Raw genomic sequence first — 15,652 nt, forward strand, 5'->3', positions numbered from 1 at the left:
CGCAGCCACCAAAACAGGTAATGGCTACTGCCGTCTCAGCCGCCGGCAATCCATAAGCTTCAACCCATGAGCATCCAGCACTCTCACAGGTCCGGGCATCCAGTGGCGATTGGGTTTGTCATCGCAAGCTTGGCGTTTGCCGCCGGGGCGGCCGCTACGTCATTTCTCCATGCTTTCGCCGACTCCATTGACTGGCCGGATTACTGAGCAAATAAGCCGGCCGCTACTCCCCGCCCGTCAGTCTCTTGGCGAGCCCGGAGAGCAGGATGCTGATGCCCTCGTCCAGTTCCGCCTCGCCATCGTAGTCCGCCAGCACGGGCGCGAGCTCACGCAGGTGGGGGAAGTCCCTTGCCGGGAGCCGGTGGAGGCCCAGCCTGAGCAGTGCCACGTTTTCTTCCGGGTCCACGATGAATTCCTGAAGTTCGTTCAGGATGTGGCCGTAGAGGAACCCGTAATACGCGCGGTAAACGTGGAGGGCGTCGTTCGGCTCAAAGCCCGCCTCGATGAGCAGTCCGAGGATCTGCTCCAATGGCCGCAGCGTACCCAGCGGCCGGAGACCCAGCGGCGTGGAGAGCGGGCGCGTCACCAGCAGCGGCACAACGTTCGGGTGCCGGAGCGCCAGGAGCCGGAGGTCGTGGGCGATCCGGCGCAGCTGGGCCTGCCAGTCAGGGTCGGTCGGGAAGATCGCCAGCTCATTGAGGACGAGTTCGGTAATGCCGTCCAGCAGGTCGGCGCGGTTGGCGGCGTAGCGATACAGGCCCATCGGGTCCCGGTCCAGCGCCTGGCCCAGCCGCCGCATGCTCAACGCCTCGAGCCCTTCGGAGTCCACCAGCTCGAGCGCCGTGCGGAGGACTTCCTCCCGGTTTAGCCGTCTTCTGGAATCGGTGTCCTGCGGGGCTGGCATGGTGGTTGGTCCTTAGATCGGGATGGCGCGAGGTGATCGCATTTGGATGTTCACTCTTGCTTAACACGTAGTCTACGCCTAGAGTCTACGGTGTAGATGCATTCGGCGGAGACTATTTTTGGCCCTGCGGATGCGGCTCAACACTGCTGCTAATCCAGGGCGTGGAACGCCTCAGGCCCTGTGCAGGTATCTGAGGTTCAGCTGCTGTAGCCGAACGGCAGCACTTGACGCACAGTACGGAAAAGAGCCAATCATGGGCGTTTCAAAAATTGACCGATTTCTCAGCGAAGCCACCACTCCCGACCAGGACGGCGACGCATCGCTCAGGAAAGACCAGCTCTACGGGCTGTACACCAGCTGGTGCATGGTCAACCAGTTCATCCCGGCAGCCGCCGGGGAATTCTGGACAGAGATGAAGACCCGCAGGATCAAGTCTTCGGACAGCCGCCTCCGCATGACGGGGGCCGCCGCCGCGGATTACATCCTGGCCACCCGCCCGGCCCTGGTCTAGCGACCGCGGAGTACCGCCACTAGTAGCACGACGACGAGAGGCCGGTTTGCGGTCAGCCTTGGGGGCTGACCGGGGAACCGGCCTTTTGCGCGCCCGGGCGCAGCCCCGCCCGCCCGGGCACCGCTCCCCTACCGCGGCAGCGCCTTCATCCCCTTCTTCGAGAGCGAGGATCGCTGGCCGCAGTTGGAGCACGTGATGCGGTAGGCCCGGGACATGGTGAAGATCGGGATGAAGAAGAGCGTGAATTTGGACGCCCGTTCCTCGAGGTGCTGCTCCACGTACTGGCCGCAATAGCGGCACGCTGAATGCCTGCCGGGCAGTGCCCGCAGGACGGTCTTGAGGCCGAACAGTAGAAGCATCTCTGCCTTTCCGGGTTCCCGCCGCTTCGATGGCGCGGGGGGTGGCGAAACACCCGATTCATCAGGGTGCTTACGGTCCAATAGTAATCATGCTTAGTATTGGGGTGAGGTTTAACCAACAGAACCGTCACCGTGCCCCCAGCCGCGGTCTCCCGGAAGGCAGGCAACACGCACATGGCTTTGGCCCAGCAGAACAGACCGGCAGGATGGTCCACCCACCGCTTATTGTCGACGGCGGCGCGGCTGGACGAGCGCAGAATCAACCGGCGGCTTGTTGGCCTGGGGCTCACGAAATCGTCCTTCGACGCCCTTGATTGCGTGGAGGAGCTGGGCCCCGCCACCCAGAACTGCTTGGCCGACGAGCTCGGAATCACAGCCCAAAGCCTGGGCAAGATCCTGGACCGGCTGAAGGACCTGGGCCTGCTCACCAAGGAACGCGGCGCGGGTGACGGCAGGAGCCGGAGCGTCCGGCTGACGCCCCGCGGGCGGTCCGTGCTGCGGACTGCCGAAGAGCTGGTACGCGGCCTCCCCCGCCCCGAGCGCGACGCCGAGGTGGACCTGCGCCGGCACCTTGAACAGCACATCGCGCACCTTACGGAGTCGCCGCAGGCCCAGGCCCGGGCCGACGAAGCTCGCGAAGAGGCCTAGCCGCACGCGGAAAGGACCGGCCGCGGGTGCGATTGAACTGCACCCACGGCCGGCCCCTGGAGACGCTAGTTAGTTCCGAACTTCGCGTTGTACCTGTACATGAACGCCGCCATGGCGTCCCGGTTCACGGCCTGGACCGGAGCGTAGGTCCTGGACCCGTCCCCCGCCGTCCAGCCGGTGGTGATGCCGGTGGACGCCAACCAGGTGATCTCCTTGTAGAACTGGTTGTTCGTGGCCACGTCCGTGAACGGGGACACCGCCGGGGGCGTGAACGCGGGCTTGCCGGCCAGGCGGTACATGAACGCTGCCATGGCGTCCCGGTTCACTGCCTGGACGGGGCCGTACGTCCTCGTTCCGTCAGGGTCCGTCCAGCCGGTGGTGATGCCGGTGGACGCCAACCAGGTGATCTCCTTGTAGAACTGGTTGCTGGTGGCCACGTCCTTGAACGGGGACACTGCCGGCGGGGTGAAGGCCGGCTTGCCACGGAAGCGGTACATAAAGGCTGCCATTGCATCCCTGTTTACGGGCAGCACCGGCCCGAAGGTCTTGGTACCGTCCGCCGCCGTCCAGCCGGTGCTGATGCCGCTGGACGCCAGCCAGGTGATCTCCTTGTAGAACTGGTTGCCCGTCGACACGTCAGTGAATGACGGCGCCGGAGCAACCGTGGCGTCCGGTGTGGTTGCCGAGGCCAGCAGCGTTCCCGTGCCCTTGCCGTCGCCGTAGACGCGCACCTGGACGGTGCTCTTGGCAGCCAGCGCGGTGAGTACGACGTCGGACTTCTGTCCCGCCGCAACCGTCACCTTCGGACGGGTCAGGTCCCCGTTGACAATCACGTGATAGTCAACAGAAACGGTCGACGCCGAGTTGTTCAGCGCGACTGCTGCCTCCGCCGGCTTGGCCGGATCCAGCGTGACGGTTGCCTTCGGATCAGTCACCGGCGCCACAGGGGCATCCGGTGTGGTTGCCGAGGCCAGCAGCGTTCCCGTGCCCTTGCCGTCGCCGTAGATCCGCACCTGGACGGTGCTCTTGGCAGCCAGCGCGGTCAGAACGACGTCGGACTTCTGTCCCGCCGCAACCGTCACCTTCGGACGGGTCAGGTCCCCGTTGACGATCACGTGATAGTCAACAGAAACGGTCGACGCCGAGTTGTTCAGCGAGACTGCTGCCTCCGCCGGCTTGGCCGGATCCAGCGTGATGGTTGCCTTCGGATCAGTCACCGGCGCCGGCGTGGCCGGCGCGTAGGTCAGTTCACCCGCCGGCTTGTCAGTTCCAACCGTCGCGCTCACTTGAACTGCCGCGGCTTCCGTAGTGACGCTGCCGGAGTACAGCTTGCCCAAGTCGGCCTTGCTGTACGGCGGGGTGACAACCAGCAGGTACTTTCCGGTGGTCAGGCCGGTGACGCTGAACTTGCCCTGCGCATCGGTGAACCCCATGCGGGTGACCAGCGAACCGTCCTTGGTGTATGCCTGGACCATCGCGTTAGGCAGTGCTGCCTTCAGTTTGTCTGTAACGGTGCCGCTGAGGCTGCCCCCCTTGACCAGGGTTCCGTCCTTCCCGGTGATGCTCTGCCCGGTGGTGACTGCAACGGAGCTGGCGGCGCCAACACCGGCGGACTCGGCCTTGTTCTGGAAGAACTGGGCCTCGGCCAGGGATGGTCCGCTGGACCGGTTGAAGGCGACCTTGTACGTTCCGGCCGCCAGGCCGGTGACGCTGTAGGAGCCTGTGGTGTCGGAGTAGCCTTCCTTGACCGGGGTTCCGGCACTGTCCAGCACGGTCACGGGGTGCTGCTCGCCGACGGAAAGTCCGGCCACCTTGCCGCTGATCGTGGCGCCCTTGACCAGCGTGGCGTTGATGCCGGTCAGGTCCTGGGCGGACGCCAGGGTCAGTGCAGTGGCTGTACTTGCAGTGGCTGCGTTGTTGTACCACTGGTCCACGGCACCGCTGCTGTTGCCTGCGAACCTCACTTTGTAGGATCCCGCCGGGAGCCCGATGAGGCGGTAGCTGCCGTCCGTGGCCACATACGAGTTTGCCATGTAGATGGATTTGCCGTCTGCACTGTCAGCATTGACACTGACGTTGCTCACGCTGACACCCGCAGGCACGGTGACCTTGCCGCTGATCGTGGCGCCCTTGGCCAGTGACGCGTTGATGCCGGTGAGGTCCTGGCCTGCCGTAACAGCGACTGGGCTGGCTGCGTCCGGCGTTGCCGCGTTGTTGTACCACTGGGTCAGTGCGCCGCTGTTGTTGCCGGTGAACTGGAGTTTGTAGGATCCGGCGGCGAGCCCCACCAGCTTGTAGGAGCCGTCAGAACCCACCCAGGTGTTCGCCACGGGCGTGAGGACTGACCCGGAGGTGTAGGCCACCACGCTGGTGCTCGAGGTACTGATACCGGCGGGCGTCGTGATTTTTCCGCTGATGGTGGCACCCTTGGCCAGGGTGGCGTTGATATCTGCGACATCCTGGCCCGCTGTCACGGCAACGGCTTTGGCAGCAGCGAAGGTTGCCGCATTGTCATACCACTGGGTCAGCGCTCCGCTGTAATAGCCGGAGAACTGAATCTTGTAGGAGCCTGCAGGCAACCCGAGAAGGCGGTACGTCCCGTCAGTGGCCACAGGGGATGACGCCACGTATTCGGTCTCGGACGCTGCGTTGTTGGCCGAGACACTGAGCTGGGCAGCATCAATGCCGGCCGGCAGGGTGATCTTTCCGCGGATGGACGCACCCTTGACCAGCGTGGCGTTGATATTGCCCACGTCCTGGCCCGTGCTGACAGTAACGGCGGAAGCGGTCTCCATCGTGGCAGCGTTGTTGTACCACTGGGATAAGGCGCCGCTGCTGCCACCCGAGAACTGCAGCTTGTAGGACCCGGCGGGCAACCCGGTCAGCTGGTACTTGCCGTCGGCTCCCACCTGGGAGTTTCCGACGTAGTTTGCAACGTTGTCGCCCGTGTACGCCGTGACAAAGACGTTGGTCAGCGTGACTCCGGCCGGGGCGCTGACTGTTCCGCCGACGGTGGCACCCTTGACCAGGCTGGCGTTGATGCCAGTTACGTCCTGCTCAGCTGCCACGTCGACGGCGGTCGCCGAGGCAAATGTGGCTGCGTTGTTGTACCACTGGGACAAGGCGCCGGTGCTTCCGGCGGAGAACTGAACTTTGTAGGACCCGGCTTTCAAACCAGCCACTTTGTAACTGCCGTCGGGTGCTACCTGAGCGCCAGTGCCCCCCATTTGGGAATCCGCGTTGTAGAGGCCCACGAACGTGCGGCTGGGATCCATCCCTGCGGGCACGGTGATCTTGCCGCTGATGGACGCGCCCTTGACCAGGGCAGCGTCAATTCCGGTGAGGTCCTGGCCCGTCGTTAGGGTCACAGCGTTGGCGGACGCCAGGGAGTCGGCATTGTTGTACCACTGCGGCAGTGCACCGCTGTTGTAGCCGCCGAACTCCACTTTGTAGGATCCGGCCGGCAGGCCGACAACCTTGTACGTGCCGTCTGCAGCCACACCCGAGTATGACCCGAAGAAGCCGCCCTGGGGATCTGCCGACGTCACGCTGATCTGAACGGACGCCAGGTTGACGCCGGCGGAGGCGGTCACTTTGCCGCTGATGGTTGCGCCCTTGACCACGGTGGCGTTGATCCCCGTCAGGTCCTGCCCGGCTGTGACATTGATGGCGTTCGCGGTACTGAAGGATGTCGCATTGTTGTACCACTGCGTAAGCGCGCCGCTCTGGTACCCGTCGAACTTCAGTTTGTAGGAACCTGCGGCCAACCCGGGCAACAGGTACGTTCCGTCCTCAGCCACCTGGGTGCTGCCGGACTCATTGAACTGTGCGTCCGCTGTGTACGCGGACACGCGCATGTTCGTCATGTTCGTCCCGGCCGGCGCGGTCACTTTGCCGCTAATGCTGGAGCCCTTGACGAGGGTTGCGTTGATTCCGGCGAGGTCTTGGCCTTTTGCCAGAACCAGGGTTTCAGCGGCGTCGAATGTGCCTGCGTTGTTGTACCACTGATTAATCGCACCGCTGTTGTAGCCGGAAAACTTAAGTTTGTAGGAACCGGCGGGCAGTCCGGCGAGCCGGTAGCTGCCGTCTGCGGCCACTGAAGTGCTCGAGCTTTGGCTGTACTCGGAGTCGGGCGAGGACGCGGACACCTGCATGTTGGTCATGTCCACGCCGGCTGGCACTGTGACTTTTCCGCTAATGCTGGCGCCCTTGACCAGGGTGGCATTGATGCCGGTCAAGTTCTGGCCTACGGTCACTGTGACGGCCGTGGCGGTTTCCTGTGACGCAGCGTTGTTGTACCACTGGGTTTCGGCCCCGCTGTTACTGCCGGAGAACACCAGCTTGTAGGACCCAGCAGCCAGGCCCTCCATCCGGTATTTGCCGTCTGATGCAACCGAGGCCCAGCCCCACGTTTGGGATTGCGGGTCCGAAGGCTGCGCGTTCACGTAAACCGACGTCAATTCAACGCCGGCGGGCGCCGTCACGGTGCCGCTGATGGTGGCCGTATTGGTGTCCACGGCAAGTGCCGGGACGTTTCCGATGAGCAATGTTGCAGCTAGAACCGCTGCAATCGTGGCGATAATCCGCCTGAAAATGTGCGTGCGCAAGCGCATTTAGATGATTCCCCCAATAAATGATGCGACGAACACTGCCCCCGCAAGTGAACCCTGCTGGTGGCAGGTGATCGCACTATATAGGTACGAAATCAATTTTCCAGTCGTTTTATCCTCAAGATGGTCATAAACGGGATTACCTCCCTTCATTTCCTTTCCAGACGATGCAAGTTGATGCCAAGAAAGCGCAATAATGATGAGCGTTGCCCATTCTTTGACTTGGAGATTTGTGAAAGATCCTGTCGGCTCACGGACGTTCACCTCGGCGCCGGCGCTTTCCGTTTGTGTCATGGCGGGCTCCCTGCTCGCATTCCTGCCCGGCGGCCTGTTCAGGTTTGCCTGGGCCAAGATGATCGTGGTGCTTCTTGCCGTGGGGGCAGGGCTTCTGGCCGGCCGGGCTAAGGGAAAAGCGGGCGGACGCCTGCCGCGGTCCACCGTGGTTCTTCTGGGCACGGGCTCGGCAGTTTTGTTGCTGGCCGCATTGCTCTCCCCCAGCCCGGCAGCTGCGCTCCTCGGCAGGTGGCCCCGTTATGAGGGGGTGGTGGTCCTTGCGGTCTACGCTGCCGCCCTGGTGCTTGGGGCGAAACTCCTGGGCGGTCCGGCCGGCACCTCCGGGTGGCAGGTCTTTCACCGCGCACTGGCTGTGGTGGCACTCCCCCTGGCCGTGATCTGCCTCCAGGAGTCGGCGGGACTGCGGCCCTTGGACGGCGCAGCTGATCTGAGGCCTGGCGCCACGCTCGGAAACGCGTCGGATCAGGGCCTGGTTGGCGTGATGATCGCCGCTGTCCTGGCGCTGCCGTCGCTGCAGCGGGGCAGGTCATCGTGGCTGCTGCGGACGGGGAGCGCCGCAGGACTGCTGATTGCTGTCCTGTCCGGATCGCGTGCGGCGCTGCTGGCTCTGCTGGCTGTGATCCTGGTCAGCGCCCTCGGCGCCTTCCTCACGGGAGGCCGCAGGCAGCGAGCAAACAAGCCGACATGGAAGGGGGCAGCTGCTGCGGCAGGCTCGCTGGCAGGATTGGCACTCCTTGTCTTCCTGATCCCTGGGGCACGGGACCGCTTGTTCTACGGCGACACCGTGACCGGCCGCTGGCTCCTGTGGCAGCAAACCGCGGAAATGGCGCAGGAACACCCCTGGTTCGGTGTGGGGCCCAGCGGGTTCGTGGATACATTCCCCGGCTACCAGACGCAGCAGTGGGCGGTACAGACTGGCGGCGATTTCCCGCCGGATTCCCCGCACTCCTGGCTGCTCCAGGCACTACTCGCCGGAGGCATCCCGCTCCTGCTCCTTGCCCTCCTGCTGGCCGTCTCCACCATCCGCACGGCCGTAGTCCGGATCCGTGCCGCGGACGGAACCCGCCGCACCACCCTGATCGGTGCGCTTGCCGCCGTCGTGGGTTACGGCGTCGGGCTGCTGACCGGGTTCACGTCCCCGGGGACGACGCCGCTGGCCGCCTTCATCTGCGGCGGACTCCTCGCAACAACCATCGCCGCGTCGAAGGAAGGCCGGACTTCCCGGCTCCGCGAGTGGTCCACTACTCCCCCGGCCCGGACGGCAGCAGCGGCGGCCGGCGCCCTCGCCGTCGTCGGGGGGCTGGTACTTGCCGTACCGGCGGCTGCGGCGGAGTGGCCCATGGCGGCCGGTGTCGACGCCGCCCGGAGCGGAGACATCGCCGGGGCGCAACGGCATTTTCAAGCGGCGCACGCGCTGCGGCCGTGGGACAGCGACACGGCGCTGCTGGCGGCCCAGGCCTTTGCCGGTCCGGCCGCAGAGGGTGACCCGGCAGCGGCGGAACGGGCCGTGGAGTGGGCCAAGGTGTCGCTGGCCAGGACGCCGGAATCAGTCGAAGCCGGGCTGGCGTTGTCCATCGGCTACATCAACAGCGGGGACGTTCCGGCGGCAAAGGAACGCTTGGACGAACTCATTATCCGCGCTCCGTACACCTCCCAGCTTTATGTCCAGCGCGGCATCGCGGCGTTTGGGCTCGGCCAACCGGAGCAGAGCATCGCTGACCTGCAAACCGCGGCGGCCCAGTCGCCGGAATCGCCGGTCCCCTGGCAGGTGCTGGCCCGCGTGTACCAGCGCGTCGGCCAGGACGGTAATGCCGCCATGGCACAGGAACAGGCCGACCGGCTCGCAGCCCCGCAACCCGACTGAACCCTGTTACAAGAGTTACCAAAGTGACAGAAATAAGCTTTAGTGAATCTTGATCATTTCTTTGAACCGACTTGATGGTGCTCCCGGAGACTCGATCTATCGGAGCCGGACAGGCCTCGAAGGTCTGCGGATAAGCCGCACAAGTTCAAGGGGAACTGCAATGAGCAAAGTAGCTGGACGCAAGAAGCGCATCATCATCACCACCGCTGCCATGGTGGCAATCGGCGGCGGCGCGGCCTTCGCCTACTGGTCCGCAGTTGGCGTCGGCACCGGCGCGGCGTCCACCGGCGAGACGGTGGCGTTCAAGGTCGAGAGCAGCCCGGCCACCGGCGACGCCCTGAGCCCCGGCGGCCCCATCCAGGCCGTTGCTTTCACGGTCACGAACGAAAACACCGGTTCGCAGAACCTCGCCAGCGTTACCGCGAAGGTTGCCAAGAGTGACGGTACGGAGTGGGTTTCCGGAACCTGCTCAGCCAGCGACTTCACGGTCACCACGCCCTCAATTACCCTGGGCCAGCTCGCACCGGGCGCTACGGCCAACGGCACGGTCACCGTTCAGATGGTCAACAAGGCCACCAACCAGGACGATTGCCAGGGCGTCACGGTACCGCTGTACTTCGAAGCAAAGTGAAGGGATAGCGCGCTGACGCTCCTCCTCAACACCGTCAGGTTCATTCCCCAATGGTGAACGTGGCACCCCCACCACCCCCAGAGCCAATGTCGAGAAGGTGCGTATGTCCGGCAGGCACAACACCAGCTCCCCCGGAAGCCCCCGCGGCTTCCGGCGGGGGCTGGTGTCGTTTCAGCGCCTGATCCGTCGCGGCATTGCGGTCTGCGTCGCACTGGTCCTTGCAGTCCTGTTGGGCGCTCCGGCGGCGTCCGCTTCCTGGTCGGCAATCGGAAAGGGAAGTACGACGGCGGCAGTTGCCACCCTGGCGCCGCCCACCAACGTGACGGTGCCGTCGAGCAGCAACTCGAACGTGTCCGTGTCCTGGACAGGGTCGGCCGGGACGCCCGCGGCGACGGGCTACTACGTCAGCCGCATCACCGGCTCCACCTCCGTTCTGGCCTGCGGCAGCAGCCCGGCTGCGCCGGTAACGGGCACCAGCTGCACGGACTCCTCCGTTCCGGAAGGTACGCACAAGTACGTGGTCACGGCAGTGCACCGCTCCTGGACTGCCACTAGCGCGGCCAGCGGGAACGTCGCCGTGTCCAGCATCAACGATCTTCGCTTCGGCGTTCAGCCGGCGGCATCCGTAGTGGCGGGTAGCGCGCTGCCGGCGTTCACCGTGGAACTACGGACCGCCTTCGGATGGCCCCTCTGGAGATCCGACGTCCCGGTGACCATCGGCCTGGCGAGCAATCCCGGCGGCGGCACTCTCGCGGGAACACTGACCGTTTACACCAATGGCTGGGGCGAGGCCACGTTCAGCGGCCTGTCCATCACAAAGGCCGGCTCGTACACCCTGATTGCGTCCAGCCCGGGATACTCGGGAGTGGTCAGCTCAGCGTTCACCGTTACGGCGGCGGCTCCCACCCGGCTTGTGGTCACGGGTCCGGCATCGGGCACTGCCTCCGCCACCGCCACCACCGGGGCCTTCACCGTCCAGCGCCTGGATGCCTACGGGAATCCAGTAACCGCCGGGAGTACCGAAGTCACTTTGGCTTCAAACTCCACCGGCACCAAGGTGTTCGCCGCAACGTCCGGCGGCGCAACCGTCACGAAGGTGACCATTCAGCCAGGGTCCGCATCGGCGTCGTTCTTCTATGGCGACACCAAAGCCGGAGCGCACAGCCTGACTGTGGCTGCAACGGGCCTGACTTCGGCCAGCGCGCAGGTCACTGTTGCGGCCGCACCGGCGTTCAAGCTGGCCTTCGGGTCCGCAGCGATCGCACCGGTCAAGAACACAGTCATCGATCCGCCGGTCACTGTCAGTGTCCTGGACACCTTCGGCAACCTGACGGCCAGCACGGCGACTGTTGCGGTCTCGTCCCAGTGCAACCTGAAGGGAACCCTGAGCGTCTCCGCCGCCGCCGGCGTGGCCACGTTCTCGAACCTGGCGTTCTTCGGCAACGGATTCGGCTGCACTCTAGTCGCCACCGGAACGTCGCTCCAGCAGGCGACGAGCAACTCCTTCAACTACGGGTGATCCCAAGGCCGTGCCGGCTGAAGCAGGTGTTCTTGGAAGATACGTATGGGGCTGGTGGTACGAGTGTTTTCGGAAGGGAAAACGGGTAGCGGACACTCGTGCTGGACGGCGTCCGCGATTTCTACTGTGGATCCATCGCAACTGTTCGGAAACGGCCGCCAACAGGCCCAGGTGGTCCCGTCTTCCGGCTGCGATAAACGAAGGGTCCGCCCTTAGGTCGTGCAGGAGCTGAGCACCCTGCCCGAGCGGAGGCGGGCCCTTTGTCTATGGTTGAGCGGGATGCCGCTGAAGCGGATTAGACGCGGAACAGCGCCGCTGCCACCACGCCTGCGGTGAGCACCAGGAGAACGCCGAGCAGCAGGTAGCCGCGCCATTTGGGGCCTGAGCGGTGGGGATTGATGTCTACGTAGGGCATTACCGGCGGACCTTAACGGGAACGGGCTTCGCTGCCGCGCCGCGCTTGAGGCGGAGCATCAGGTATAAAGCGGAAAACGGAATGAACAGGGTTCCCATCAAGGCGCACAGCGCAAAGACATAATCGGTCAGGGCCACGGAATTACCTCCAGGATGCGTCGTTGCACTCGAGGCTGGCACGCTACGTGGAAAACTCTTCGCGTCAACGGCCGGCAACGAACGGTGGGATCCCCCATGTCGGATCGAACATCACCCTACGTGGGCCGCGCCGGATTTGTCCAACGCAGTATAGGCACCCTACAAATCCTGTCAACCGCATGCCGATTTTACATGCTGTGATGACGCACTCAGCGCTGCAGCGCCATGAGTACTACTGCGGCCGTGGCAACGGCCATGGCAGCCAGCCCCACGTTGGCCAGCACGCGGAGACGCCGCCTCCGCAGTTCACGTCGCGAGTCCCGGGCAGTCAATCCCTTAGAGTAGTTCCCCATGCCGGCGATAGTACGCCCACAATGTTTCAGGGAAACCAAGTCAAGCGGATTATGACGTTGGGTTATAGGGACCAGCCTTTGGCGTCCCGCAGGGGCGGCGGGAAAGTGGTCCGGGTTTCCGGGGGCATGTTCTGCTGGTCCAGCCAGGATCGGACGGGGTACGGATCATCAGCGACGATGTTCCTCGCCACAAAGCGGCGGATCGCTTCCTTGATGGCTCTAATCATGCACTTACGCTACGGGCCGCAAACTCCTCTAGACAGAGTGGTCTGTACCCGTTTTTTACGGCTTTCACCACTTGTTTAAGCTCCAAGACGGTACTTGTTTTTCGACGCGTCCGCCCAAAGCTGTTAATGGTTGTTATAGGACTCCAATAACCGCGAAAATCGCCGGAAAATAAACATTTCTGCACACCTAGCGCCGCTTTCCGGCGGAGGAGCATACTTTTAACGCCGCCCCAATCGATGGATGTTTTCCACCCGGGCGGCTCATTCACCGGCAGTGCCCATCGGGCCGGCCGGCATCCTGGCGAAGAGGAGCATCTCGCACCCCTGCTTCGCGTCCCTTACCGAACAAGGCAATCTCGGGTCTCAGAGGGTTGGAAGAAAAATGAGGAATCGCACCAAAACAGGACTGATGTCCATGGCGGCCGCGGCTGTCCTGGCCGTGGGGATGGCTCCCGGAGCCGCCGTCGCGCACGAAGGTTCAGGGCATGGTGGCGGCTCGGACAAGAGTGATGACTGGAAGTCCAATTCCGAGCAGCGCAAGCTGGTGAAAACGCTGCGGAATGTCACTGACGATTACCGCTGGCTGGATAACGCAATCGATGACGGGTACAAGAAGATCACCGAATGCATCGAGAAGGACGGCGTCGGGGCAATGGGTTTCCATTACGCCAAGGAGTCCTTGATCGATGACAAGACGCAGGCCCGCAAGCCTGAGATTCTGGTGTACATGCCCAACGAGCGCGGCCGCATGAAGCTGGTGGCCGTGGAGTTCCTCTCCACGGCAGCGGAACGGCCGGAACTCGCCGGCGTGGACTTCGATAACGGGCCGTTCCCGGGCACCTTCGCCCTGCACGCCTGGGTGTGGAAGGACAATCCGGACGGCATGTTCGCCGCGTACAACCCTGCCCACAGCTGCCCGAAATAGCGGGCACGATTTCATAGGTGAAGGTGACGCGTAAAGGTTGACGGCGCCGGGGTCCTGCCGCGGCGCCGACAGCTTTCACCAGGTCTGCGGAGGCATCAGCCCCTGGCGGTAACCAGGGCCTTCTGCAGCAGGGGAACCAGCTTGGTGTTCCGGCCCCAGACGGGGTCGAAGATCTGCAGTTCCCAGCATTCGGCCAATGATTTGGCCAGGGTCTCGTTGGTCCAGTCCGTGTAGGTTTCGTGGGCGTAGGAGGGGCCGCCGGAGCTGCCCAGCCAGGTGAACTCCCTGGCCCCGTCCAGGGTCACGCAGATCTGCCCGGTGCCCGATTCGCCCGGAGGGAACACCAGCACCACCAGGTCCGTTTCCACCAGCACCGCGGAAATAACGGCCGCCGACTGCTCGGTGCACCGGCCGGTCACAAAGGCGCGCTGCCCGTGGCCGCTGGACACCTCGGCCCCGGGCTGGGAATCGTCCGTGAGGAAGCCCAGCCGGTTGATCGCGGCCAGGGCCTCGCTCAGGGGGCCGTTCTCTCCGGCATACTGCGGCGCGGCATAACCGGGCACGTAGCGGAGGGAACCCTCAAGCCAGCGTGCAGTCAGTTCGCAAGCGCCTTCAAGCGTGGTGCAGTTCCGCCACGCGTCCTCGTCGGGGACACCTTCAAACATGCACTGTCTCCTTTAGTTCCCCCAGTAGTCACATGCAGAATGTATCACTGCTCACACTCGTTGTGCCCTGTCACTTCCGTAACACAATGGTGGGCAAGGAGCCGGGCCGGAGGACGCGAGAATCCCGGCATTGCAGAGTTTGTTCTGGTTTCTCACCCGCTGCCTGAGTGCTGGTTCAACGTTTCGAGTGGCATTCCAGAGACGGCGCCAAACTACCCAGCTCTAATATGCGGCACAAAATGCCACGATCCTTGACCAGGTTGCGGCTCCTATTTCGGCGGCGGTGGCACCCAAGGCGGACAAGACCACTGTGGTTCCCAGGTGGGCGCCGACCACCGCCTACACCGCAGGGCAGCAGGTCGTCTCACCGAACGGCGACATCGTTTCCGCCGTTGCATCGTTCACCGGCGGCGCCTCCTACAACGCCGGGAACTGGGCACTGACCAATTCGTTCATCGTGTCCGGCATTGCGGGGCGGGAGAAGAACGACGCCGCGATCGCGAAGGGCGATGCAGCCGTCCACGCGGCCCTCGATAAGCGGGACACTGGCGTGCCCGTGGACATGATGATCATCGGGCATTCTCAGATCGAGGGTGTCGGCCAGACGACCATGGCACGCCACCTTACTAACCTGTTCCTGGTGGAGATGCGTCGCAAGTATCAGCCCGCCGAAATTGTCGGTGGCAGCTGATACACGCCACCCGCCCTGCCGACCTCCACCGTGGCGAACAGCGGAACAATTACCAACAGCCCGTTCACGTATCAGGGCGTTCCGAAGCTGACCAACTCCCAGTACGGGCTCGGGCAAGCAAGCGTCGGGATGCAGGCATCCGGGGACGGCATGACCTACACGTTCACAGGCACCGGGATAGACATCTTCTGGGTCAAGACCCCGAGCGGTGGATCATTCTCGTACTCAGTGGACGGTGCGGCAGCAACCAACGTCAGCACCACTGGAACACCCGTGGTGGACGGTAACAGGACGATGATTCGCGGGCTGTCCTCCGCATCGCACACCATCGCTCTCGCCTTCGTTACTGGCGCGGTCGATGTAGTCACCGGGTTCATGGTCTACGACGGGGACGAATCCGCGGGCATTCGGCTGTGGAACGGTGGGCACGGTAGCTGGAAATCGAACAACTACGCAAACATCAACCCGAACTGGATGGACACCATCCCCGTCGCCCAGCCGTCGCTCGTTGCTGTTGCGCTCACGCTCAACGACTACTCGACATCGGTCACGGCGGCTACGTTCAAGACGAACATCCAGACGATCATGACCAACGTAAAAGCCAAGTGCACTACGCCGCCCACATTATTGCTGATAGCAGAGCCGGGGCGCGGGGACACGACATCACCCATTGAGCCGTACCCGAACTACGTGGACACGCTCTACGAAATCGCTGCTTCTGATCCAACAGTGATGGTGTTGGACCTGTACCGCCGGCTCGGCATCACACCCGTCACCGGTATCACGAACGCCAGCAGCGGAGGACTGATCAACGTGGACAAGGTCCACTTCTCCGACTTCGGGGCGCAGTGGGTTGCGGACATGATGACCGCCCTAGCAAGTCCCAGCTAGGCCGTCGC

The 15,652-nt window shown here is 63.8% G+C and carries 16 protein-coding genes; 8 read left to right on the forward strand and 8 right to left on the reverse strand.

What is annotated here, in order from left to right; translation table 11 throughout:
- Positions 1-223: 223 nt before the first annotated feature.
- Positions 224-904, reverse strand: a complete 681-nt coding sequence (locus ACSQ12_RS16440; RefSeq protein WP_436066096.1) for a TetR/AcrR family transcriptional regulator C-terminal domain-containing protein — start codon at positions 902-904, stop codon at positions 224-226.
- Positions 905-1,157: 253 nt separating this feature from the next.
- On the opposite strand from ACSQ12_RS16440, the gene ACSQ12_RS16445 reads away from it, so the two are divergent.
- Complete coding sequence (locus ACSQ12_RS16445; RefSeq protein WP_436066097.1) at positions 1,158-1,415, forward strand: hypothetical protein; 258 nt, start codon at positions 1,158-1,160, stop codon at positions 1,413-1,415.
- A gap of 128 nt (positions 1,416-1,543) precedes the next feature.
- On the opposite strand, the gene ACSQ12_RS16450 is transcribed toward ACSQ12_RS16445, so the two are convergent.
- A complete protein-coding gene (locus ACSQ12_RS16450; RefSeq protein ID WP_436066098.1) occupies positions 1,544-1,774 on the reverse strand; it encodes a zinc-ribbon domain-containing protein in 231 nt (76 codons plus the stop codon).
- A gap of 174 nt (positions 1,775-1,948) precedes the next feature.
- On the opposite strand from ACSQ12_RS16450, the gene ACSQ12_RS16455 reads away from it, so the two are divergent.
- Positions 1,949-2,422 carry a MarR family winged helix-turn-helix transcriptional regulator gene (locus tag ACSQ12_RS16455; RefSeq protein ID WP_436066099.1) on the forward strand — a complete coding sequence of 158 codons (474 nt, stop codon included), beginning with the start codon at positions 1,949-1,951 and terminating at the stop codon, positions 2,420-2,422.
- 65 nt (positions 2,423-2,487) lie between these two features.
- Here ACSQ12_RS16455 and ACSQ12_RS16460 read toward each other — a convergent pair whose 3' ends face one another.
- Together ACSQ12_RS16460 and ACSQ12_RS16465 are read right to left on the reverse strand one after the other, a co-directional pair.
- On the reverse strand, positions 2,488-7,029 hold the full coding sequence (locus ACSQ12_RS16460) for a carboxypeptidase regulatory-like domain-containing protein (RefSeq protein ID WP_436066100.1): 4,542 nt from the start codon (positions 7,027-7,029) through the stop codon (positions 2,488-2,490).
- Positions 7,030-7,035: 6 nt separating this feature from the next.
- Complete coding sequence (locus ACSQ12_RS16465; RefSeq protein WP_436066101.1) at positions 7,036-7,326, reverse strand: hypothetical protein; 291 nt, start codon at positions 7,324-7,326, stop codon at positions 7,036-7,038.
- Here ACSQ12_RS16465 and ACSQ12_RS16470 point away from each other — a divergent pair.
- From ACSQ12_RS16470 to ACSQ12_RS16480, 3 genes are all read left to right on the forward strand, one after another.
- A complete protein-coding gene (locus ACSQ12_RS16470; protein WP_436066102.1) occupies positions 7,325-9,190 on the forward strand; it encodes an O-antigen ligase family protein in 1,866 nt (621 codons plus the stop codon). The two genes, ACSQ12_RS16465 and ACSQ12_RS16470, sit on opposite strands and share 2 nt — an antisense overlap.
- 160 nt (positions 9,191-9,350) lie before the next feature.
- Positions 9,351-9,821 (forward strand): hypothetical protein, encoded by a 471-nt coding sequence (locus tag ACSQ12_RS16475; protein WP_436066103.1) that lies wholly within the window; start codon positions 9,351-9,353, stop codon positions 9,819-9,821.
- A 103-nt stretch (positions 9,822-9,924) separates the two neighbouring features.
- Entirely contained in the window at positions 9,925-11,340 is a 1,416-nt protein-coding gene (locus ACSQ12_RS16480; RefSeq protein ID WP_436066104.1) for a carboxypeptidase-like regulatory domain-containing protein, read from the forward strand.
- A 414-nt stretch (positions 11,341-11,754) separates the two neighbouring features.
- Here ACSQ12_RS16480 and ACSQ12_RS16485 read toward each other — a convergent pair whose 3' ends face one another.
- From ACSQ12_RS16485 to ACSQ12_RS16495, 3 genes are all read right to left on the reverse strand, one after another.
- Entirely contained in the window at positions 11,755-11,892 is a 138-nt protein-coding gene (locus ACSQ12_RS16485; protein WP_156810687.1) for a hypothetical protein, read from the reverse strand.
- Between the two features lie 209 nt (positions 11,893-12,101).
- Complete coding sequence (locus tag ACSQ12_RS16490) at positions 12,102-12,245, reverse strand: hypothetical protein (protein ID WP_436066105.1); 144 nt, start codon at positions 12,243-12,245, stop codon at positions 12,102-12,104.
- A gap of 62 nt (positions 12,246-12,307) precedes the next feature.
- The gene (locus tag ACSQ12_RS16495) at positions 12,308-12,472 is read right to left on the reverse strand and encodes a hypothetical protein (protein ID WP_436066106.1); all 165 of its coding nucleotides are present in this window, start codon (positions 12,470-12,472) and stop codon (positions 12,308-12,310) included.
- A 382-nt stretch (positions 12,473-12,854) separates the two neighbouring features.
- Here ACSQ12_RS16495 and ACSQ12_RS16500 point away from each other — a divergent pair, with 382 nt between their 5' ends.
- A complete protein-coding gene (locus tag ACSQ12_RS16500; protein ID WP_436066107.1) occupies positions 12,855-13,397 on the forward strand; it encodes a hypothetical protein in 543 nt (180 codons plus the stop codon).
- A 95-nt stretch (positions 13,398-13,492) separates the two neighbouring features.
- On the opposite strand, the gene ACSQ12_RS16505 is transcribed toward ACSQ12_RS16500, so the two are convergent.
- Positions 13,493-14,062, reverse strand: a complete 570-nt coding sequence (locus tag ACSQ12_RS16505) for a DUF6919 domain-containing protein (protein ID WP_436066108.1) — start codon at positions 14,060-14,062, stop codon at positions 13,493-13,495.
- 283 nt (positions 14,063-14,345) lie between these two features.
- Here ACSQ12_RS16505 and ACSQ12_RS16510 point away from each other — a divergent pair, with 283 nt between their 5' ends.
- Positions 14,346-14,753 (forward strand): hypothetical protein, encoded by a 408-nt coding sequence (locus ACSQ12_RS16510; RefSeq protein WP_436066109.1) that lies wholly within the window; start codon positions 14,346-14,348, stop codon positions 14,751-14,753.
- Positions 14,754-14,783: 30 nt separating this feature from the next.
- Positions 14,784-15,644, forward strand: coding sequence for a hypothetical protein (locus tag ACSQ12_RS16515; RefSeq protein WP_436066110.1), 861 nt, complete (start codon positions 14,784-14,786; stop codon positions 15,642-15,644).
- The last annotated feature ends 8 nt before the right edge of the window (positions 15,645-15,652 follow it).

The organism is Arthrobacter sp. LjRoot14, assembly GCF_964253905.1.
Classification (GTDB): domain Bacteria; phylum Actinomycetota; class Actinomycetes; order Actinomycetales; family Micrococcaceae; genus Arthrobacter.